The 23,259-nt window shown below is 31.0% G+C and carries 17 protein-coding genes; 16 read left to right on the plus strand and 1 reads right to left on the minus strand.

Going from position 1 to position 23,259, the window contains the following annotated elements; all coding sequences use genetic code 11:
• Positions 1-170: 170 nt before the first annotated feature.
• The 16 genes from splB to KQI38_RS02735 all read left to right on the plus strand — a co-directional run bounded on the left by splB (position 171) and on the right by KQI38_RS02735 (position 20,120).
• The gene (splB, locus tag KQI38_RS02660) at positions 171-1,181 is read left to right on the plus strand and encodes a spore photoproduct lyase (protein WP_216555375.1); all 1,011 of its coding nucleotides are present in this window, start codon (positions 171-173) and stop codon (positions 1,179-1,181) included.
• Between the two features lie 236 nt (positions 1,182-1,417).
• Complete coding sequence (locus tag KQI38_RS02665; RefSeq protein ID WP_216555378.1) at positions 1,418-2,668, plus strand: DEAD/DEAH box helicase; 1,251 nt, start codon at positions 1,418-1,420, stop codon at positions 2,666-2,668.
• Between the two features lie 162 nt (positions 2,669-2,830).
• Positions 2,831-3,064, plus strand: a complete 234-nt coding sequence (locus tag KQI38_RS02670) for a hypothetical protein (RefSeq protein ID WP_216555381.1) — start codon at positions 2,831-2,833, stop codon at positions 3,062-3,064.
• 156 nt (positions 3,065-3,220) lie between these two features.
• On the plus strand, positions 3,221-3,814 hold the full coding sequence (locus KQI38_RS02675) for a helix-turn-helix domain-containing protein (protein WP_216555392.1): 594 nt from the start codon (positions 3,221-3,223) through the stop codon (positions 3,812-3,814).
• 17 nt (positions 3,815-3,831) lie between these two features.
• Positions 3,832-5,490 (plus strand): class I SAM-dependent DNA methyltransferase, encoded by a 1,659-nt coding sequence (locus KQI38_RS02680; protein WP_216555396.1) that lies wholly within the window; start codon positions 3,832-3,834, stop codon positions 5,488-5,490.
• Positions 5,491-5,582: 92 nt separating this feature from the next.
• Complete coding sequence (locus tag KQI38_RS22555) at positions 5,583-6,827, plus strand: restriction endonuclease subunit S (protein WP_216555399.1); 1,245 nt, start codon at positions 5,583-5,585, stop codon at positions 6,825-6,827.
• On the plus strand, positions 6,824-7,027 hold the full coding sequence (locus KQI38_RS02690) for a hypothetical protein (RefSeq protein ID WP_216555413.1): 204 nt from the start codon (positions 6,824-6,826) through the stop codon (positions 7,025-7,027). The genes KQI38_RS22555 and KQI38_RS02690 overlap by 4 nt, the downstream gene beginning before the upstream one ends.
• 76 nt (positions 7,028-7,103) lie before the next feature.
• Positions 7,104-10,343 carry a type I restriction endonuclease subunit R gene (locus tag KQI38_RS02695; RefSeq protein ID WP_216555422.1) on the plus strand — a complete coding sequence of 1,080 codons (3,240 nt, stop codon included), beginning with the start codon at positions 7,104-7,106 and terminating at the stop codon, positions 10,341-10,343.
• Positions 10,344-10,365: 22 nt separating this feature from the next.
• A complete protein-coding gene (locus tag KQI38_RS02700; protein WP_216555426.1) occupies positions 10,366-12,396 on the plus strand; it encodes a GmrSD restriction endonuclease domain-containing protein in 2,031 nt (676 codons plus the stop codon).
• Positions 12,397-12,508: 112 nt separating this feature from the next.
• Entirely contained in the window at positions 12,509-12,889 is a 381-nt protein-coding gene (locus tag KQI38_RS02705) for a hypothetical protein (RefSeq protein WP_216555428.1), read from the plus strand.
• 377 nt (positions 12,890-13,266) lie between these two features.
• Positions 13,267-14,166 carry a hypothetical protein gene (locus tag KQI38_RS02710; RefSeq protein WP_216555430.1) on the plus strand — a complete coding sequence of 300 codons (900 nt, stop codon included), beginning with the start codon at positions 13,267-13,269 and terminating at the stop codon, positions 14,164-14,166.
• Positions 14,166-14,729, plus strand: a complete 564-nt coding sequence (locus tag KQI38_RS02715) for a hypothetical protein (RefSeq protein ID WP_216555432.1) — start codon at positions 14,166-14,168, stop codon at positions 14,727-14,729. The genes KQI38_RS02710 and KQI38_RS02715 overlap by 1 nt, the downstream gene beginning before the upstream one ends.
• Positions 14,730-14,878: 149 nt before the next feature.
• A complete protein-coding gene (locus KQI38_RS02720; RefSeq protein WP_216555440.1) occupies positions 14,879-16,117 on the plus strand; it encodes a MerR family transcriptional regulator in 1,239 nt (412 codons plus the stop codon).
• A gap of 118 nt (positions 16,118-16,235) precedes the next feature.
• Positions 16,236-18,032 (plus strand): FAD-dependent oxidoreductase, encoded by a 1,797-nt coding sequence (locus KQI38_RS02725; RefSeq protein ID WP_094900191.1) that lies wholly within the window; start codon positions 16,236-16,238, stop codon positions 18,030-18,032.
• 205 nt (positions 18,033-18,237) lie between these two features.
• Complete coding sequence (locus tag KQI38_RS02730; protein ID WP_094900192.1) at positions 18,238-19,065, plus strand: DegV family protein; 828 nt, start codon at positions 18,238-18,240, stop codon at positions 19,063-19,065.
• Between the two features lie 98 nt (positions 19,066-19,163).
• Positions 19,164-20,120 carry an L-threonine 3-dehydrogenase gene (locus KQI38_RS02735; protein WP_094900193.1) on the plus strand — a complete coding sequence of 319 codons (957 nt, stop codon included), beginning with the start codon at positions 19,164-19,166 and terminating at the stop codon, positions 20,118-20,120.
• Between the two features lie 49 nt (positions 20,121-20,169).
• Here KQI38_RS02735 and KQI38_RS02740 read toward each other — a convergent pair whose 3' ends face one another.
• Positions 20,170-23,244: a DUF4183 domain-containing protein gene (locus tag KQI38_RS02740; RefSeq protein WP_216555443.1), complete on the minus strand. Its 3,075-nt coding sequence runs from the start codon at positions 23,242-23,244 to the stop codon at positions 20,170-20,172.
• Positions 23,245-23,259: the final 15 nt, after the last annotated feature.

Genomic DNA, 23,259 nt, shown 5'->3' on the forward strand with positions numbered 1-23,259 from the left:
TATATATTTTCACAATTAGTATCTGCAAAAATAATATAAATATTAGGAAATGTTTGGGAGATTAACTTCAAAGCCAATATAATAAATATGCCAATTCCATTATAGATTTCCCATTTTTACCTTTTATACATATTAGATATAAGGAGACAATATTTATTGAGGTGAATAAAGTGAAATTATTTATGCCAGACAGAGCTTATATTAATCCTAAAAGCTTAGAGTATGATGTTGGGAAATTTGCTAAAGAGCAATTAGAAAAATTAAATATTCCTATAATTGAGAGCAAAAAAGTTTCAATAGAGGGTAAGTCACCTTCTGAAAATTATGCTAAAGCAAAGAAAACAATTTATTTAACTGTAAATAAAGAAAAAAAATTAAGACCTTGTAGTCCCTCAGCAGATTATCAATTTTCTCTATCGAGTTCATGTCCAGGACATTGTGAATATTGTTATCTACAAACTACACAAGGGGAGAAACCCTTTATGAAAGTATTTGTAAATATATATGAGATAATCAATGTTATTCAAGAACATATAGATAAGAATTTACCTAATATAACTACTTTTGAGTGCGGAAGTATTACTGACCCTGTTGCTCTTGAACATTTAACTGGGAATCTTAAAAGATGTATAGAATTTTTTGGGAATAGTGAAAAGGGAAGACTTCGAGTAATTACTAAATTTGATAATGTAGATTCTTTTTTAGATATAAATCATAATGAGCATACTAAATTTAGATTTAGTATCAATACTAAATATATAATAAATAAATTTGAGCATAATACTGCCAGCTTTGAAGAAAGGATGAGAGCAGCATGTAAAATTGCAAGTTCAGGATATCCTATAGGTTTTATTATTGCTCCCATTATGATATATAATAATTGGAAAGATGATTATAGGGAATTATTTAATGAGTTAAAATCTCAATTAGGAGATTATAAAGAAGAGATCACCTTTGAATTGATACAACATAGATTTACAGCTACTGCTAAAGAACTCATACTTACAAGATTTCCTAAGACTGAACTTGATCTTAATGAAGAAACTAGGCAATTGAAATGGGGGCCTTATGGAAAGTTTAAATATGTTTATCCAAAAGAACAAAGCAGTGAGATTAAAGATTATATTTCTGATATTATTCAAAAAAACTTTAGCAATTCTAGGATTGAATATTTTACGTAAAAAGCTAGCTAATATTTTCTTTAAAGCACCTTAGAATGAAATTTTAGGGTGTTTGTTTTTTACAATAAATTATAGTAGAAAGAATAATTATATTAATGGATCATTTTACAATCTATAAATTAAGTTTAGCTTTACAAAGCTATTAGTTAGGGTTTACTATTGAAAGATAGAGATTTTAGTAGGATAAACTTACTTGGAAATATCAATGACAATATAAAAAGGATGGTAATAATATAATGACAAATAATTTTAAGATACTTGGAATAAGTAAGGAACTGGAGAAAGTGCTAGAAAAGGATGGAATTACTAAGCCAACACCTATTCAAGAACAAGCTATTCCCCAGTTGTTAAAGGGAAAAGATGTAATAGCACAAGCACATACCGGAACTGGTAAAACTTTTGCTTTTATGCTACCAATTATGGAAACAATTGATATCACAAAACCATGTATACAGGCTTTAATTATAGCTCCTACAAGAGAATTAGCAATTCAAATAACTAATGAGGCTAAGAAACTGGCACAAGCTAAGAATATAAGTATATTAGCAGTCTATGGCGGTCAAGATGTTGAGAGACAATTAAGGAAATTGAATAAGGGTGTTAATATAGTTATTGGAACACCAGGTAGATTGTTAGATCATATGGGAAGAAAAAGTATTGATTTAGGTCAAGTAAAAATGATTGTCTTAGATGAAGCCGATGAAATGCTAAATATGGGATTTTTAAAAGATGTAGAGGAAATAATATATAAAACTTCAAAAACACGTCAAACCATGTTGTTCTCGGCTACAATGCCAAAGCAACTTCGTAGCTTAGCTGTTAGGTACATGAAGGAACCTGTCCAAATACAGATACAGAGTGAAAAGGTAACATTAGATGAAATAAAGCAGGTAGTAATAGAAACTACAGATAGGGGAAAGCAAGACGCACTTTGTAGTGTTATAGATGAAGAAAGGCCATTTATGGCAATGATCTTTTGTAGAACAAAGCGACGTGTAAAGGCTCTTAACAGTGATTTACGAAATCGTGGATATAATTCGGATGAAATACACGGAGATCTCAGTCAAGCTAAGCGTGAAAAGGTAATTAATTCCTTTAGAGATATGAAACTGCAACTTCTTGTTGCTACAGATGTTGCCGCCCGTGGTTTAGACATTGAAGGTATAACTCATATTTTTAACTATGATATACCAGAAGATGCAGAATCCTATATTCACCGCATAGGACGGACAGGTAGAGCTGGTGAAACTGGAAAGGCTTTTACATTTGTTACGCCTAGGGATCAACAGGACTTAATTTCAATAGAAAACAAAATAAGAATGAATCTAAAGAAAAGAAAAATTGTAAAAGATAATGTAAAGGGCAAGACTAACAGGAATAACAGTAATGAGCAAATCAATAAAAAACAGGATTTTAGATGGAATAAAGATTCAGGTAAAAAGAAGACCATTAGAAGTATTGAGAAAAGAAAAGGTAAGAAAAAGTAGAAATAATAATCTTTAACTTGAAAATATTGTGCTCTTTTTTAACAATATCCTAAGTAAGGCTAGCTAGAAAAGAGCATTTTTTATTTAATAAAGTATGATTAATTTAGATTTTAAATAAGGACTACTATTTTGGAAAGTTACTTTTATTTATAAAGGAAAAGTATGTCTTTAGACAATGTACTTTTAGATACAGGTTCAGGTGGTACTGTTTTTAAAGTGGGCAAGGTAGATGAACTAGATATAACAATAGAAAAAGATAATACTATAGAAATTATTTTAGGGATTGGTGGGGCAATATTTGTATACAAGAAAAGTATTTATGGAATAATTCTTGAATTTATCAAAAAGGTATCTTTAGCTGATGTAGTAGAGAATTTTGGGGTAATATTGATATAAATAATAAAAAAAGAAGGAAATTAGGAATTTGTGTCGAATGCAATAGATAATACCATAGTTAAAAATGTTTTCTTTATAATATTGACTAAGACAATTAATAGAAGTATAATATAATTATATTGACAGAGACAATAAAACAAAAATGGAGGTGGATGTTTGATAGGATTAGAATATATTTTAAGTCTGTATAATATGCAGCATATAGAACTGGCAGAAAAACTTGGTATAAGAAAACAAAATATAAATATGTGGATTAAAGGAAAACAAAATATTCCTAAAAAATATCTACCTATACTGGAAGAACTATTTGGATTAAAAGGAGAGTATTTTACTAGGGAATTAGATGAAATAGATCAATTAGAAATTCAAAAAGAAAAGTTAAAAAGTGATCTAAAACCAGTTATAAAAAAACATGAGCAACAATTTATGATAGGAAAAGTCAACGATATTGTAGAAGTTCCAGTTTATGATAAAGAAGAAATCAATACAATAGAAAGAGATATTGAAAAGGCAAAGCTAGTATCTAGATTTAAAGAGACACTAGATATAGTAGATAATAATCCCTATATGGATACCTATAAATTAATTGTAGAGTTGTTGGAAAAAGTTCAGCATGAGGTTATTCTTCATAAGACTATAGAAGCCTTAGCACATTATTATGAAGTGTTACCAGATTGGGTAGCCACTGGACCAGAGCAGGATGAATTTGAAGAAGATATATTTGAAGTATTTGATGATTATAATTATTAGAATTAGGAGGAGATTTAATGTCAACAGGAAATATTGGATTTGAAGAAACACTGTGGAAAACAGCAGATAAACTTAGGGGTAGTATGGATGCTAGTGAGTATAAGCATGTAGTATTAGGGCTTATATTCTTAAAATATATCTCAGATAAGTTTGAAACTAAATATAATGAGCTTGTAGAAGAAGGAGAAGGCTTTGAAGAGGATAGAGATGAATATACATATGAAAATATATTTTGGGTACCAAAAGAAGCAAGATGGGACTATATCAAAGACAATGCAAAAGACCCAAAAATAGGACAATATATAGATGATGCAATGATTTTAATAGAAAAAGAAAATCCAACATTAAAAGGTGTACTAGATAAAAGATATGCAAGACCTGAGCTAGATAAAAGAAGATTAGGGGAATTAATAGACCTTATATCAACTATCAAACTCCACAAAAATGGAGAAAAAGATTTATTAGGAAGAGTCTATGAATACTTCTTAGGTCAATTTGCCAGTGTAGAAGGTAAAAGCGGTGGAGAATTCTATACTCCTACATCTGTAGTTAAAACTCTAGTAGAAATGATAGAACCTTATGAAGGAAGGATTTATGACCCGTGCTGTGGTAGTGGTGGTATGTTTGTCCAATCTGAAAAATTCGTTGAAGAACATCAAGGAAAGGTTGAGAACTTGTCAATTTATGGACAAGAGTTAAATTCTACTACTTGGAAACTTTGTAAAATGAACCTTGCCATTAGAGGATTAGATGCCAATCTAGGGCCACATCATGATGATACATTCCACAATGATTTGCATAAAGCACTAAAGGCAGATTATATTTTAGCAAACCCACCTTTTAATATAAGTGATTGGGGAGGAGCAAGATTAGTAGATGATGTAAGATGGAAATATGGAACACCACCAGAAGGAAATGCCAACTATGCATGGCTTCAACATATGATTTACCATCTATCACCAAATGGAGTAGCTGGAATAGTACTTGCCAATGGTTCTCTTAGTTCTAATACTTCAAATGAAGGGGAAATCAGAAAGAATTTACTTGAATCAGATTTGGTAGATGTTATCGTAGCGTTACCTGATAAATTGTTCTATTCAACAGGAATACCAGTGAGTCTTTGGATATTAAATAGAAACAAGAAAAACAATCCTAATTATAGAAGTAGAGAAAGAGAAGTATTATTTATAGATGCTAGAAATCTTGGTGAAATGATAGATAGAAGACATAGGGAGTTGAAGGAAGAGGATATAAGAAAGATTGCAGATACTTATCATGGATGGAGAAATGTAGGCAATGCACAATTCACAGTTCACAATTCACAATTGAAAAACAAGGATAGTCATCCCGAAGTTATTGAAGGATCTAGCACCTGTCATTCTGAACGCAGTGAAGAATCCTTATTGCCTTTGGTTGCTGAAGAAGGTGCAATATATGGCGGATATGAGGATATAAAGGGATTTTGTTATAGTGCTACAATTGATGAGATAAGGGAGCATGAATATGTATTGACTCCTGGAAGATATGTAGGTATCGAAGAAGTGGAAGATGATGGAGTACCCTTTGAGGAAAAGATTGAGAATTTGACTTCTGAACTATCTGAACTATTTGCTAAGTCTAGACGCCTAGAGGAAGAGATAAGGAAGAATCTAGGAGGAATTGGGTATGAGGTTTAAACAATGTACAATGCACAGTTCACAATTCACAATTGGAAAAGATCTTGTCATTCTGAGCTTAGCGAAGAATCTTGATGTTTTGGTGGAAGTAGGTGGGAGTTGTGAGTAGGGAGTGGGAAGAAGTTAGATTAGGGGATGTTATAGACTTTAATCCAACAGAAACTATTAAAAAGGGTACTATTTCTAAAAAAATAGGAATGGAAATGTTGAATTCCTTTCAAAGGAAAATTGAAGGATTTGAGGTAACGGAATATAAAAGTGGAACTAAATTTAGAAATGGAGATACGTTATTAGCTAGAATTACACCATGTTTAGAGAACGGAAAAACTGCACAAGTAACTATTTTAGACGGTAATGAAATAGGCTTCGGGTCAACTGAGTTTATAGTATTGAGACAGAAACCTAAACATACCGTAAATGATTTCATTTATTATTTAGCTATATCTCCTATGATTAGAGAAACAGCTATAAAGTCTATGACAGGAACATCAGGAAGACAGAGAGCCCAAAAAGATGTAATTGAAAATACATTATTTAAATTACCAACTCTCAAAGAACAAAAAGCCATAGCCCATGTCCTCTCAACTCTAGATGAAAAAATTGAAGTTAATAAACAAATTAATAAAAAACTAGAGGAGATGGCTCAGACTATTTTTAAGCATTGGTTTGTGGATTTTGAATTTCCAAATGAAAATGGAGAGCCTTATAAATCTAGTGGTGGTGAAATGGTTGAAAGTGAACTTGGTATGATTCCTAAGGGGTGGGAAGTAAGAGAATTAGAAGATATTGCAATTATTACAATGGGGCAATCGCCTAAAGGGAGTAGTTACAATGAACATGGAGATGGAACTGTTTTCTATCAGGGGCGTACCGATTTTACTAATAGGTTTCCTGTAAGAAGATTGTATACTACTGAACCTAAGCGAATAGCTAAAACTGGGGATATCTTAATGAGTGTTAGGGCACCTGTTGGAGATATAAATATTGCAAATGAAGAATGTTGTATAGGTAGAGGATTATGTTCATTTAGATCTAAAAATAGTATGAATTCTTATTTGCTTTATATATTACTAAACTTAAAAGAAAAATTTGATGTTTTCAATGGAGAGGGAACTGTTTTTGGCTCTATAAATCAAAAGGACTTAAAAGGTATAAAAATTATTATGCCAAATGATTCTATAGTTAAATACTTTAATGATATTGCTACAAGTCTAGATAAGAAATATTTATATCTCGAAATGGAATCAAGAAAACTTACCAACCTCCGAGACACCCTCCTCCCAAAACTAATGTCAGGAGAACTCCGTGTACCCTTAGAGGATGATGATATCTCATGAAATTCGGACCAAGAAAGCCTAGCCTAAATAAACGAATAGCAGCAAGAACAAGTATTAAAAGGCAAATAGTCCATCGTGGAGGATTTAATATGCCTAGAGGATATGGATGGGTTAGAAATCCTAAGAAATATGTATATAACAAGGTTTATAATAGAACCACCTTTGATATTTTTAAATTGCTTAAGAAATTATTCAAATAATTAATCACTAAATCCAATAAAAATCAGTTGTTCGGAATTTCCGACTAATTGAAAATAGGGAAAGGGGGAAATCATATTGAATTTCACTGAAGAATCTTTAGAACAAGCTGCCATAGAGATTTTACAAGAATTAGGTTATGACTATAAATTTGCTCCAGATATATCTTGTGATGAGGATGAGCCTGAGAGAAAGGATTATCGTGAAGTTATATTAGAGCAAAGGGTAAAGGATGCATTATTTAGGATAAATAGAGATTTACCAAATGAAGCATTAGAAGAGGCCTATAGACAAATAATTACCTTCAACAGCCCAATGTTAGAAGAAAATAATAGATATTTTCATAAACTTTTAGTTGAAGGGATGGAAGTATCTTATCAAGAGAAAGGACATATTAGAACTAAACGAGCCTATATAGTTGATTTCAACAATCCTGAAAATAATGATTTCTTAGTAGCCAATCAATTTACTATCGTTGAAAATGAAGAGAGAAGACCAGATCTTATTATATTTGTAAATGGTATTCCTTTAGTTGTAGTGGAATTAAAATCAGCTAGTGACGAAAATGTAGGTATTGAAGAGGCATTTAATCAGATCCAGACATATAAAAAGGATATTCCATCACTATTTAACTATAATGCCTTCTGTATCTTATCTGATGGTATCAATGCTAAGGTAGGGACTATTACTTCAAATGAAGCAAGATTTATGAATTGGAGAAGTATTGATGGAAAAACTGTGGAGCCATTTTCTAGTCCTCAGTACGAAGTTTTATTTAAGGGTATGCTTGCTAAGGAGAGGTTACTGGATATTATTGAAAACTATATCTTATTCCAAGAATCTAAGGAAGAAGAGAAAGATTTTTATGGAAATAAAATAGGGGATAAGAAGACTATTATCAAGATAATGGCAGCTTATCATCAATATTTTGCTGTAAAGAAAGCCATTGAAAAAACTAAAGAAGCTACTAGTGAAGACGGAGATAGAAAAATAGGAGTTATATGGCATACTCAAGGCTCAGGAAAAAGTTTTTCCATGGTGTTTTATACTGCAAGATTAGTGAAAGAACTAAACAATCCGACTATTGTTGTCATTACTGATAGAAATGATTTAGACGACCAACTATTTGAAACCTTTGCAAAATCAGAGGATATATTGAGGCAAACACCAAAGCAAGCAGATGTAAGGAAACTTACTGAAGCTCAAAAATCTCAACAATTAGGAAACAACTCAAAGGAAATAAACGGACTTTATGATTTATTAAACGATAGAGAATCTGGTGGAATTATATTTACTACTATTCAAAAGTTTACACCAGAAGATGGAGATATGCCAGTTTTAACGGACAGAAAAAATGTAATTATCATTGCTGATGAGGCACATAGGTCACAATATGGATTAGAACCTAAAACTGATATTAAAACGGGAGAAGTGAAATATGGTTATGCTAAATACTTAAGGGATGCGCTGCCTAATGCTTCATTTATAGGTTTTACTGGAACTCCTATAGATTTAGAGGATCGCTCTACAACAGCTGTATTTGGAAATTGTATAGATACATACGACATGACAAGAGCTGTAGAAGATGAAGCAACTGTAAAGATTTATTATGAAAATAGGATTATAAAACTGGAAACTGATGATGAGGAATTAACAAAAATAGATGATGAATTTGAAGAAGTAACTGAGGGACAAGAGGATTTTGAAAGAGAAAAGAACAAAGCTAAATGGTCAAGGCTTGAGGCGGTAGTTGGCTCACCTAATAGAATAAAGAAATTAGCTGAAGATATAGTGGAGCATTATGAAGAAAATTCTAAGACCATAGATGGTAAAGCTATGATTGTTTGTATGAGTAGAAGAATATGTGTTGATTTATATGATGAGATTGTAAAATTAAGACCAGATTGGCATAGTGATGATTTAGATAAGGGGAAAATTAAGGTTGTAATGACTGGCTCTGCAGCTGATAATGAAAAATTACAAAAGCATGTAGGTGGGAAACAAAGAAGAGATACATTAGCTAAAAGAATGAAGGATAATGATGATGAATTAAAAATTGTAATAGTTAGAGATATGTGGCTTACAGGTTTTGACGTACCTTCTATGCATACCATGTATGTAGACAAACCTATGAAAGGTCACAATCTAATGCAAGCAATTGCAAGGGTCAATAGGGTATTTAAAGATAAATCAGGTGGAGTTATAGTTGATTATCTTGGAATTCTCGAGAGTCTAAAAAGAGCATTAAAACAATATACGGATTCAGATAAGAAAAACACAGGTATTGATACTTCTGTAGCCATATCTATAATGCTTGAGAAACTTGAAATACTTCAAGATATGATGCATGGCTACGATTATTCAAAATATATGGGTACATCACAAGCGGACAGAATCAGAGCTATTACTGGCGGTATGGATTTTATCCTTGGAAAACCAGAAAAAGAGCAGAAAGAGTTTAAAAATATTGCTATAGAACTGGCAAAGGCTCATTCCTTATGTGCTGCCACAGATGAAGGAAAGGAAAAGGCCTTGGAAGTAAGCTATTTCAAAGCTGTGAAGGCTAGTTTATCTAAGCTTCAAGAAAAAAGTACTCAAAGAAAGTCAAAAAAAGAAATCGAAGCTAGGTTAGCTCAAATGCTAGAGCGTTCTATCATTTCTGAAGATGTAATAGATGTATTTGATGTTATGGGACTTAAAAGACCAGAGGTTTCTATCTTATCTGAGGAGTTCTTAGAAGAAGTTAGAGGGATGAAACAAAAAAATCTAGCAGTAGAAATGCTTAAGAAACTCTTAGAAGGTAATATAAAATCCATGGAAAGAACTAATTTAGTTAAATCTGAAAAGTTTTCAGAGAAACTAAAAAAAGCTTTAAATAAATATCGTAACCAAGCTATTACCAATGCTGAGGTTATAGAGGAACTAATTAGAATGGCTCACGAGATAAAGAAAGCAAATGAAGAAGAAAAGGAACTAGGCCTTAGTGAAGATGAAATAGCATTTTACTATGCCTTAACAGCTGATGATGCAGTAAGAAAATCCATGGATGATGAGATTTTAAAGAAAATTGCTCAAGAATTGACTCAAGCTATTAGAAATAATATTACCATCGATTGGAGCATAAGAAGAAGTGCTCAAGCTGGTATGAGAAGAATAATAAAAAGACTTCTTGCAAAATACGATTACCCACCAGAAGAAGCAAAAAATGCCCTTAAGGTTGTTATGAGGCAGGCTGAGAAGATGTGTGGGAATGTGTATATGACCGGAATGGATTATGATATGGTGGCTGAGGATGATCAGGATTATTTGATGAGGTAGATAAGAACAGGGGGAAAAAAACATGATGGATCCACAAAGAACAGAATCAATAAAGTCTTTGATAAATGATATAGATAAAGGAAATATCGTTTTGCCAGAGTTCCAAAGAGATTTTGTCTGGGATATAGGGAAAACATATGATTTATTTGATTCTTTAGTAAGAGATATTTTCATTGGTGCAATTATTTATGGAAAACCTTCTTTTGAAATTACGGTTAGAGAAATTGATAAAAGGCCAAGGAAGGGTATTGGAAGCAGAGCTAAATTAAAGATTAAATCATATAGTAAAGAAGAAATTAAAAGTGAAACTCAAATAAATAATTTTAGACTTGTACTTGATGGGCAACAAAGAATTACATCTTTGTATAGAGCATTAAAAGGTATTGATGAAGTGTGGTTAATTATAAGAAATGATGAAGAATTAGATGATGATGTTCAAAGTACTGATTTTAAAGATAGAAGTCTTGAGGAACTAATATACGAATTTAGAGGACAAGAGGATGATGAAAGATTATCTATTAACATATCTCATGCATACAAAATAGCAATAGATAATCTTTTTGAGGATGATATTAGAAAGACTTACTTTGATAATTTAACATTTACTGCTGGGATGGATGATGATGAATTGATATCTAATTTCAGAAGGTATTTAATAGTATGTAAGAAAATTGATTCACTATTATCCAGTGAGAAACTACTTTCTTATTACCTTTTAAATATGAATACTGATAAATTTTCATTATTCTTTGAGAGAAGTAATAGTAAAGGTATTCAGTTGAACTTTATTGATATACTTGCAGCCAAACTATATAAAGGATTTAATTTAAGAGAGAAGGTTGAAGAGTTACAGGTTGCCTTTGCTGATACAGGCTATGTATTTAATCGGGAAATCATAGTAAGAGCTATAGCATATATTGTGAGTAATGGGAAGGAGGTTAATAGGTCATATATATTAGGTAGTTTAAATTATGTGCATTTCGTAGAATATTGGAATGAAGTTTGCAATTATTATAAAAAAGCTTTAGATTTTCTGTATAAAGGTAATTTTATCTTATCTCAATCTTGGATGCCATATGAAAATATGATAATACCTTTGATTATGTTTTTACGTGAATTAAAAGGCAATGACTTTTCTCAAATGAATGAGAAACAACTGGATTTTATTAAATATTGGTATTGGGCTTCAATTTTGTCTCAAAGATATTCTTCAGGTTCAAATGAAGTAATTATCCAAGATTCCATAGCTTTAAGCAATATTGCAAGAAATAAAAAAATAAGCGATAGATCTTATTTTACTAGATTAAAGATTCAAATGATGGCTGACGATATTCTAACATTTAATAAAAAGGGTAGTGTAGTTTATAAGGGTATCTTAAATATGATTAATTTTGATGCTGGTGGGCTTATTGATTGGCCGAATAGTAATAAATTGACGATTTATGATAAAATTGAAGATCACCATATATTCCCAGTTGAGTATTTAAAAACTTCTTTTAAGGATGATGAAAATGCTATTTCCTTAATAGATAGTGTAGCAAATAGAACATTAATTCCTAAGATAACAAATATCAAGATTGGTAAAAAAGCTCCTTCAATTTATTTAAAAGAGCTAAAACTGAACAATCCTGCACTTGATAAGAGCTTAAAATATCATTTGATACCAGAAGATATACTAAGTGGCTTATATGATGATTTTTATACTGATTTTTTAGAAGTTAGAGCAAATCTAATTATGGATTTAATTGATAAGTATGTAATGTCTAAAGAAAAAGCAATATTTGATGACTTTTATAAACAGCCTATTATAAAAAATACTGGTACTATAAAGATTCATGCAAATTACTATAGAAATAAGGTTGAAGCAACCTTTAATATTGATACACAGAATATCTTTTATGCGGGAAATAATTATTCAGTATCTCTGGCTGCAGATAAGGCTAAGGAAGATTTAAGTGGTAAAACAAATACATCCACTAATGGATGGAAGTTTTGGAAGTATATAGATGATGATGGTAATTCTAGATTTATTGATGATTTTAGAAAAAATTAAAGTCATTTGATAAACAATTGTGAATTCTTGAATTAAGATATCAGTGCCAGTCAACTAACTTACTTTATTAGTATGCTATAAAATAGGATAATAAGGAAAGAATTAAATACTATTGGATTATACTCTAGCACACAACCCAAGGGGAAGACGTTCATCAACACCAAGACCAGATTTTGCTCTTATGAAAAATGGTAATGTGGTAAAGTTGCTAGATGCTAAATATAGGGATTTATGGGATAGAAATTTACCTAGAGATATGTTATATCAATTAGCAGTTTATGCTAGGAGTGGAGTTGGAGATAAAGCAGGAACTATACCATATGCAGTGCTTTCAGATGTAACAGTTGTTCAAAAGATAGATATTAATAACCCAGTATCTATTGGCAAAATAGCAAGTGTTATCTTACAGCCTGTTAATCTTGAAAAAATAACAATGTTAATTGACGGAGATATAAGGGATCAGAAGAAATATGTTTGTAGTATTATAAGCTAACCTAAGCCAAGATAGGACATATCAATATTTAGAATTATAGATAGATTGAAAAAATAGGTGGAATCTAATGGAAGTTTCACCAAAACAAATGGGAAGTAGAGGAAAATAAAAAGTAAATATAATAATCATACTTATAAAAAGACATTAGTATAATCACTTAATATATTAATGTTTTTTAATTGGAAACAAGATACAATTAAATAAGAAGGGGTATTGTTTATGACTGAAGAACAATTTGAAACAGCTTTTTATCGAGTACAGAAATATAACAGAAAGAATGACAAAACCAGAGATAAATGCTGCAGAAAAATCTATAAGAGGAAATTTAGCATCATAATATATGATATATGATAAGATATATGGAGGAGGGTGATTCTATGGAGTTAAATAGAAAAATCTTTAAAATAGGAATAATCATTATCAGCTTATCTATAATAATTTCTCTAGGACTTGCTATGTTTATGAAATTAGATAAACCAGTATTTTTTAAGAATTATATAGAAACAATGCTTGAGGTTTCTAGTAATTCATATAGAGAAGATGAGTTTGTTTTAAAATACATAACCAATATTTCAGATAAGAGAAGAATTACTGATATTTATTTTGAGGAATATCCTAACCTTGTGTTATATGCAGGGAACTATAGTAGTAGGAGAGATATATTTCCTATATTTCTATGGGGTAGCAATTTTAGAGAAGAAGTCTATGGTAGATATGTTATTCGAAACCTTTACGTTACAATGGATATAAGAAGTTTAGGAGAATTTGATGAAATTGAATTAAATAATGCAAGGATTACTTTTGATGATGGCGATGTAATAGATGTAAACCTTGGTAGAATAATATTTTATAATTACTATGATGAAGATAACAATTATAAAAATGAACATTTGAAATCTTACAGTAGCACTAGTTCTTCTGATGGAACCTCATCAGCGATAATGGAAGTCAAAGAAGATATAACTATAACAAATGTGAAGTCTTCCTTATTAAAGGATGTAGATGATTTAGTAGAAATAAAAATAGGAGATATTGGTTATGGTGATATCTCAGAAATCCAATATAAAAATAATGATGTTCTAAGAATAAATTCAGTATTTAAGCATCCAAAGGATATCTTAAGAAAATTTAATCTATATAATATAGAGCCGAAGATTTACTATAAGGATTCAAATGAAGACCTCTTCTATAGACGAGTGCATGGTATTAAATATACAAATTACGATATTAGTACTTGGGAAATAATCAAGTATTTAAAGGCAAGGGGTGAGATCTAATGTATGAAGGATATAATAAAATCTTTTGGGGAATCTTTATTGCAACGTTTAACATAAAATTTGGAACAATGAAAATTTTTCCAGCCTTTGTAGGACTGCTGGTAATCTCTAGGGGATTAGGAATACTATATGAAGAAACTAAGCTAAAATTATTTCATAAGGCGCACAATATGGGGATATTAGCTACGAGTATATCATTTATAGGTGGAGTAATAGATTATTTTTCTAATGGCTCTTTAAATAGTTCCATAGCTATGTCAATTTGGGCCATAATGTATAATGTTATTGAGTTAATTTTGTTTTTCAAAACACTAGAATCCTCTATTGAATATTTAGATACTAATGATTATTCTGAGGTGGCTAATGAAAATATAGGAAAACTAAGAACCTACACAATTTGTTCAATTATTAATATTTCCTTAATGAGCTTTGCATTATTATTTAATTTTAGGATATTGATGTCTGTTGTAGCTTTCATTGCAATTATTTTAAGAATATTTATGATGGTATTAATTGGCAGATTAAAGAAATTATTTATTGAAGTTGAACTTTCAGATGAATAGGTTAAAACTATTGCAAAATGCCCTAATAATATGACTAAGTACGTATTTATTCAAAGTCGTTAAACAATTGTTTAACGACTTTGAAAGTTATGATAAAATAATAAGTGTAATCATTTTACTAATACAATTAAATGAAGGGAGATGGTAAAATGAGAATAGGTGAATTTGCACAGAAACATAATACAACACATGATACAATAAGACATTATTTAGATATGGGACTTTTGATAACTGAGAAAAAAGGTGGACATTATAGATTCGATGAGAGTGATAGCTGGGACTTAGAAAATATTATTGAACTAAAGGCAATGGGTTTTTCCTTATCCGAGATCCAAGAGCTATTATGTTATCATCGTCTTGCTGGAGATATGACCATCGAATATAGAAAATATTACTTGTCTCTATTAGAAGATAAAAAGAAAGATTTTGAAGAGAAAATAGAAAAATATAAAACTATGGGTACTTTTATTAGTGATAAAATAATGAAGCTTCAATTAGATGAAGATAAATTATCAAAATTAGGGTTGCCCCTATCTTCAATTGAAATTATAAAGTGTCCATACTGTGGCTCTATAATGGAAATTTTTAATGGAATTATAGAAAAGAGCATGATTATGGCAGGAAAAATCAAGTGCAAATGTGGATTCATAGCTTCTATTGAAAATGGAATATATGTAGATGAGAAGGCAGTAAAAGAGAAAAAATTAAATAGCAAAACTATGCCGACTAAAAAGGAATTTTTAAATGCAGCATCTCCTAAATTTATTAATTTCTATTATAATGGTATGGCTAAATCAATTGATTATATATTAAGATATACAAAAGAGCCTAAGTATATATTAGAATTAGATCATTGCGTAGGTTCTTTCCTAATGCAATACATAAAGAACTTACCTAAAGATTCTACATATATTCTTGTCTGTTATGATAAAGACAGATTGACCAATATAAAGACTAATATAGAATTCCATTATAGTCATAGTAACTTTATTTTCTTATGTTGTGATGTAGACAGATTACCTATTGGAAATTCAAGTGTTGATCTTATTATCGATCATGGTATGACTAAGATTTATGCTGAGACAGAAGATAAATCACTTCCAATTATATGCTCTTCATTAATGAAGGAAAATGGAATTTTAGTTGGGACATATCATTATTTCGATAAAAAATCAAAGGATTTTGAGTCGTTGTTACCTAAGAAAAAGGAAGTTTATAATAGAGAAAAGAATTTAGAAAGATTAGAGGATGCCAGTTTTGAGAAACTAGAAATAACCGATATTGGACCTATAATAGAGAATAATCCTTTTAATTTAGATATAAGAAATAGAGAGTTATATATGACAGTATATGCAGGAAGAAAGAAAGGCAATGAAACATTGGGTTAGCCCAAGTTTTATTGCCTTTCTTATATTAATTTTATGAAAATATTATATTGACGTAGCTTTAACCCAAGAATATAAAATTTAATTAGTTAAATATAAATCAAACAAGGAGGTATTTTATATGAAATTTAAAAAGTCATTAAGTATGTTACTGTGCATAATACTTATGCTTGGCATTGTAGGTTGTACAAAAGATACACCTACTGATGCTCCAAAGGATAATATAAACAGTGAAACTACTTTTAAACCAGGTACATATACAGCGACATCAAAGGGTAACAATGGTGATGTAACGGTGGAAGTAGTATTTGATGAAAAGTCTATTGTGTCAGTAACTGTTAAAGAACATAGTGAAACCCCTGGATTAAGTGATACACCAATCCAACGTATACCAAGTAGTATAGTTGAAGGTCAAACTTTGTCAGTAGATACTGTGGCAGGAGCTACTATGACTTCTAATGCTATATTAGCAGCTGTTGAGGATTGTGTAAAACAAGCAGGTGGAGATGTAGATGTTCTTAAGGCTGCAGCAGGTAACAATGATGCGTCTGTATCTGAGACAGAATTGACAACTGATATAGTAGTTGTTGGTGGTGGAGGTACTGGTCTTGCAGCAGCAGCTTCAGCCTATGAAAATGGTGCAGATGTGATTCTTTTAGAAAAACTTGCTGCTGTAGGAGGTTCTACTGCATTATCAGGCGGAGGAATTTCTGCTACTGGTTCTCGATTTCAAGAGGAGCTTGGCATAAAAGATACTAAAGAGTCGTGGATGACTTTATGGAAGGAGCGTCAAAACACTAGTAATCCAGATGGTAAGTATCCTGATTATAATAGAGTGGATAAATTTATGGATGAAGCAATTAAGACCACTCACTGGCTAGTTGATACTATTAAGCATAAATATGGAAAAATAGAAGGTTTCGGTTTTGATCCAGTTCCAAGACTACATTTTCCAGATGGTGGTAATGGAAGCGCTTTAACTGGAAATATTGAAAAGTATATAACTGAGAAAGGTGTTAAAATACTTACTGAAACAAAAGTAACAGAATTAGTTACTAACAGTAATGGTGATGTAATAGGTGTTATTGCGGAAGGGAAAGATGGAAAAATCAAAGTAAATGCCAAGAAGGTAATTTTAGCAGCTGGTGGTTTTGCTAAGAATGAGGAATTATTAAATCGTTTTATTCCTGAGATGGCAGGAACTGCAGAGTTAAGTGCTGCTACCGTAGGTAGTACAGGTGATGGAATCCTGATGGCTGAGAAAATTGGAGCAGCTTTATATGAAGATCCATGGGTAATAGGTTTAGGTATTACATCTCGTGTTCCGGAGCTAAGAATATTAGATTGGGATAGCTCTAAGATTTTAGTAAATGAAAAAGGAGAAAGGTTTTTTAATGAAGCAAGCCATTATTCAATTGTAACTAATGAGGTTGCTGGTGAGAAAAGTGTTTGGATGATTCTAGATTCAAAGGAATCTAATATTAAGGCCACTGAACTATTTAAATCAGCTTTACCAAATGAAGAAATAGCTACAGGAAATACCATAGAAGAACTGGCAAATGCAATGGGAGTGCCAACTGATTCATTGACAAATACTATAAAGACCTTTAATGAGGGATGTGAAACAGGAAATGATCAGTTTGGTAAGATGAAAGAAATGCTAGTACCTATTAATGCAGGACCATATTATGCATTAAGATTTTATCCTAAGACAATGGGCACATTCGGTGGTGTAAAAACTGACGAATATTACAGAGTACTAAGGGAAGATGGCTCTATAATTAATAACCTATATGCAGGTGGAGAGTGTTCAAATAGAAATATGTATAATCAAGTTTATATGTCAGGAAGTGCTGTTCAATTAGCAGTTACTAGTGGACGTATAAGTGGGGAACATGCAGCTAAATCAATTAAATAATGGGGTTGAGCCTAGGAGCTTTTAATCCTAGGCTTTCTCATGTAGTGATAATATAATGGAGGGTTTTATAATATTTCTAATATATCTTATAAAATGGGTAATAAGAAAGAAGAAATAGTTGTAAAATAAATAAAAGTATGAAATAATATAATAATTCTGCTATTAATTAATAGCAGAATTATTATAAATAAAGGGAGGTAATGAAATGCCAAAAATAAAGGTAATAACCGATAGTACGGGGTATATTACTAGAGAGTATGCAGAAAAAGAAAATATAGCCATAGTTCCACTAAATTACGTATTTGGAGAGGAAACTGGTAAGGAACCATTTCCAGGAGAATTTGATGAGTTTTATAATAAGTTAAGTACTACAAAACTATTTCCTTCTACATCCCAGCCTGCGGCAGGTGAGTTTTTAGATGCTTTTAATAAGGCTTTCGAAGAAGGATATGATGAGATAATAGCCATTGTTTTATCCTCTAAATTAAGTGGCACTTATAACAGTGCAGTGCTTGCAAAAAATATGTTAGAGAATAAAATGATTACTATTGTTGATTCGCAGATGGCAGCTTCAAATCTAAGATTTCTAGTTGAGGATGCTGTGAAGATGGCTAAGGAAGAAAAAACATCTAGAGAAATTGAAAACCATTTAAATTATAAAAAGATGAAAATGCATGTGTATTTGACTACTGAGACCTTAGAATATTTAAGTAGAGGTGGTAGACTCTCAGCAGTTCAAGCAACAGTAGGTAATCTATTAAATATTAAACCTATAATTGAGCTAAATAATGGAGAACTTAAGCTTTTAGAAAAATTAAGAGGGAAAAATAAGGCATTATCGGCTATAATAGACAAGGTTCCATCTAATGTTGAAAAAATAGGGGTATGCCATGTTTTAGATGTAGAAGATGCTAGGAAATTAAAAAATAAATTAGAAGAAATGTTTCCTAATGCTGTAATAACAATTGATGAATTAGGCCCGGTTGTTGGAGCACATTTAGGGCCTAAGGGAATAGGAATTTGTTTTTATTAAATATTATATATTTAATTATAAATAGATACTCAAATTGTGCGAAATATGATATAATTATGACGAACTAAAAGTTATTAATTATAGTGGGGGTGCATTTAATGAGAAAAATATTAGTGACAGGAGCATTAGGACAAATTGGTTCAGAACTTACTACGGAACTAAGAAGAATTTATGGGGCAAGCAATGTAGTTGCTAGTGGTAGAAGAGTAAAAGAAGGCCATGAAAAGTTAATTGAATCCGGACCGTTTGAAATAGTAGATATAACTAAAGGCAAAGAAGTATCAGAAATAGTTAGAAAACATAATATAAATACAATCATCAATCTTGCTGCGATTCTTTCAGCTGTTGGTGAAAAATATCCAGAGCAATGCTGGGATATTAATATGAATGGACTATACAATATTCTTGAAGTAGCGAGGGAAGAAAACTGCATGGTATATACACCATCTTCTATTGCAGCTTTTGGACCTACAACTCCACCAGATAATACACCACAAGACACTATTCAAAGACCAACAACTATGTATGGTGTCACAAAGGTAGCTGGAGAATTATTATGTGACTATTATTTCAAGAGATTTGGAGTAGATACTAGAGGAGTTCGTTTCCCAGGTCTTATTTCCTATGAAACATTACCAGGTGGAGGAACTACAGACTATGCAGTTCATATCTATTATGATGCATTAAAGAACAAGAAATACACCAGCTTCATAGGTAAAGGAACCAAGATGGATATGATGTATATGCCAGATGCATTAGATGCTATAGTAAATCTTATGGAAGCAGATTCATCTAAACTAATCCATAGAAATGCATTTAATGTAACTGCAATGAGCTTTGATCCAGAAATGCTAGCTGCATCAATTAAAAAAGTTATACCAGAATTTGAACTAGATTATGATGTGGATCCGATAAGACAAGGTATTGCTGATACTTGGCCAAATTCATTAGATGATTCAGCTGCTAGAGAAGAGTGGGGATGGAATCCAAAATATGATTTAGATGCAATGACTAGGGATATGCTTGAAAAACTGACAATTAAATTAGGATTATAGAATACTTTTAATAGGGTTATAGGCTAATTAGCCTATAACCCTATATTAATTAATTTTCTAAAAACATGGTTATAAATTGTATATAAATAGGTGACCTTTCTATGGGAATATATTCTGCTTTTAATACTAAGAGACCTGCTTCAACTATATAATTGATACCTGGTTGAATTACTCCATTCACAAAGAGACTTTGAAAAGAGGTTTGATGAGGAGCTAGTATTCCCTTGTTACCGTATATAGTTAGTTCATCACTGTTTGTGTATATTTTTGTTCCATTTGCAAGAGTATTATACTGATAAGTTTCTGCTTTTAAAAGTTGGTTACTTGAATTCTTTATTATTAAATACTCAAGAATAATTGGTGCACCTTTTTGAGGAATATCTACTGTTGTTAAAGTCAAAAGTCCAGGTTTTATTGTATAATTAACTTTGGGTTGTAATACCCCATTAATAAATAAATTAAAATATGAGACTAAATCTGGATTAGGAATCCCTTTATCACCGTATATCTTTATCTCATCATCATTTGTAAATTTCTTTTTGACTCCATCTGAAACTGTGTTATATTGATAATTTTCTGCATATATGACTTTGCTATTCTGACTATGAAAATAACCAGTGATTTCTGCAACTAGTACAACAATAGTAGAAGAATTTAAATCTCCTATATTCCAGATAATCCGGCCATTTGATTGAGAGGCAGTGCCTTGGCTTAGGCTAATGATATTAAAACTAACCAAATCAGTTAAAAATAAGTCATCGGTCATAATAATATTATTGACAGGGCCATGCCCATTGTTTGATATTTGAATTTCTATTATCCATGTATTAGTGACCTTAGGTTTAACATTTAAGGGACCTGCTATAATATATTTTTTAATAGTTAAATTACCAAATATAGGAGAACATAGGTTACAGGTGTTAGATTTTAGTGATTCTTTTTGCAAAAATGGCTTTTCTTTTGTTGGAAAAAAATTGGGAAGTTTTCTAAGTTTAAAGGTGTCAAGGACTGAAATATTATTAGAGTTTTCATAATGAGAAGGTTTAGGATTCAATTCAAAACTAGGTATAAATAATTGAACTTTTTCTACTGCTTTAATAATTATAAACACCCCTACAGAAAAATTTAATAGATTGTTTAATTCAATAGACTGTGTTAAAATCTTTGAATTAGTATCTAATAGAATATCAAAAGAAAATTCATCTCTTTTATCTGGGGTAAACATAACGATATCTTGAGGTGTATCAGGTAAATATCCTTTAATCGTATCTCCCTCCATAGTAGTTATTTCAAATGGTATTTTTAGGAAAAACTGAATTCTTTTGAAATTCAGCTTATCCTTTATATCAGTTATCACTAGGGTATTTTCTATAATAAAGCCTTGCTTAAATATAATATTTTTGAAAGTATCATTACCTATATCTACTATTATATTTCTAAAGCAAGATTTTTGTTGACATTGAAAAAAAACTTTGTCAGTAATAATACAGGTGTTTTTTAAATCATGTATAAAGTCAAAAACTTTGACTGATGGACCAGAGGATATACTAGATAGTATACACGAATCCAGATTCGAATCTAAACCTGAGGCAATAGCTCTATTTATAGAACGTAAACCTGTAGCATTAAAGAGACCTTTGATTTTAAACATAGCAGTTAAGGTTTTACCAGGAGGAATCTCTTCAATACTCCAGATAATAGAATTATGAGCTACAAGAATGCCTCCAGAAACTATAAATAGGGTATTAATATAATTAATCTCGTCAAATAAAATATAGTCTGTTACAATTACGTTCTTTAAAACCTCACTAGTTAAGTTAGTAACTTTTAAAGAGAAGCACCATGTTCTGAACTTACCCGAGAAGGCTGCTAGAGGTTCATCTACAATAAATTTTTGTAATAGTAATCTTTCTTTTATGGTACTTTGATCAGGCAAAACTATGATTTCTATATCATCTGCAGGACCAGCAAATATTTCACCAGTAGCTAGATTACCAAGAACTGAGGCAGTATCTAAATTTCTAAATCCATCTTTAGAAAAAGAACCTATAATGTCTACTACTAAAACTGAAGTTTCTAATTTCTTTAGTAGACCGACTTCCCAAATAATTTTATCATCTATTAGACTAGCATTGCCTTGGGATATACTGATAATTTTAGCATTATTTATATTATCTATAAATAATGTATCTGTCATAATAACATCAGATATATTATTACTATTAGAATTACTTATCTTTATTTCTACTCTCCAGCTATTGGTTTTATCAACATTTACTTTTGTTGGTCCAGATGTGATGGTCTTAGTAATATCTAGACTTCTAACAATTTCTATTGATTTTCCACAGACAATATCAGACCTAACTTCACCTAATGGGCTATCACCGATTGCCAAACTTCTATTGATAAAGCGAGTGCCATCGGCTTTGAAAAGACCCTCTACTTCAAAATTTGCAGTGACAGATTCTCCTATATTTAAAGTATTTAAATTCCAAGTAATAGTTGAATCATTTATAATGATATCACCTTGGAATGGAGAAAAGTTTATTATGTTTAAGATAGAATCTAGAATAATATTATCTGTTACAATAATATTATTAATTGGGATACTTCCTATATTGGAGACTGTCAGGGAAAACTTCCAATTGCCAATATGTCCTGTTGGAATAGATGTAGGACCAGATATAATATTTTTTTCTAGTTTTAGATAATCTTTTATGGAATTCTGAACTATAATATTAGAATCAGTAACAGGACCTACAGAGATATGTCCTAATGGTATATGACCTTTAGCAGCAGCCGAATTAAGATTTGTAGTTTCTTCTTCTATAAAGGTAATAAAAGAAATAATAATAGCTACATCTTTTTGAGGAACATCTTTAGTTTTTAATAACAGTAATCCCTTTTCAATTTCATAGTTAACCCTAGGTTGTAATACACCATTAATGAACAAATTAAAATAAGAAACATCATTGGGATCGAGGATACCTCTGCTTCCATATTCTATCAATTCATCTTGATTAGTGTAAATCCTTTTTTTACCATCGGACAGAGCGTTATAATGATAAACATCGGCTTTTAATAACCTTTTCTCATTGTTTAAAGAAGAATCTTTTGTGTACATAGATATCACTCCGAA

This window comes from Tissierella carlieri, from assembly GCF_018917285.1.
Taxonomy (GTDB): Bacteria; Bacillota; Clostridia; order Tissierellales; family Tissierellaceae; genus Tissierella; species Tissierella carlieri.

Excerpts from the sequence above, each read along its gene's own strand:
- KQI38_RS02665 (WP_216555378.1), top strand. The coding sequence starts at position 1,418 with ATGACAAATAATTTTAAGATACTTGGAATAAGTAAGGAACTGGAGAAA.
- KQI38_RS02670 (WP_216555381.1), top strand. The coding sequence starts at position 2,831 with ATGTCTTTAGACAATGTACTTTTAGATACAGGTTCAGGTGGTACTGTT.
- KQI38_RS02680 (WP_216555396.1), top strand. The coding sequence starts at position 3,832 with ATGTCAACAGGAAATATTGGATTTGAAGAAACACTGTGGAAAACAGCA.
- KQI38_RS02690 (WP_216555413.1), top strand. The coding sequence starts at position 6,824 with ATGAAATTCGGACCAAGAAAGCCTAGCCTAAATAAACGAATAGCAGCA.
- KQI38_RS02700 (WP_216555426.1), top strand. The coding sequence starts at position 10,366 with ATGATGGATCCACAAAGAACAGAATCAATAAAGTCTTTGATAAATGAT.
- KQI38_RS02710 (WP_216555430.1), top strand. The coding sequence starts at position 13,267 with ATGGAGTTAAATAGAAAAATCTTTAAAATAGGAATAATCATTATCAGC.
- KQI38_RS02715 (WP_216555432.1), top strand. The coding sequence starts at position 14,166 with ATGTATGAAGGATATAATAAAATCTTTTGGGGAATCTTTATTGCAACG.
- KQI38_RS02720 (WP_216555440.1), top strand. The coding sequence starts at position 14,879 with ATGAGAATAGGTGAATTTGCACAGAAACATAATACAACACATGATACA.
- KQI38_RS02725 (WP_094900191.1), top strand. The coding sequence starts at position 16,236 with ATGAAATTTAAAAAGTCATTAAGTATGTTACTGTGCATAATACTTATG.
- KQI38_RS02730 (WP_094900192.1), top strand. The coding sequence starts at position 18,238 with ATGCCAAAAATAAAGGTAATAACCGATAGTACGGGGTATATTACTAGA.
- KQI38_RS02735 (WP_094900193.1), top strand. The coding sequence starts at position 19,164 with ATGAGAAAAATATTAGTGACAGGAGCATTAGGACAAATTGGTTCAGAA.
- KQI38_RS02740 (WP_216555443.1), bottom strand. The coding sequence starts at position 23,244 with ATGTACACAAAAGATTCTTCTTTAAACAATGAGAAAAGGTTATTAAAA.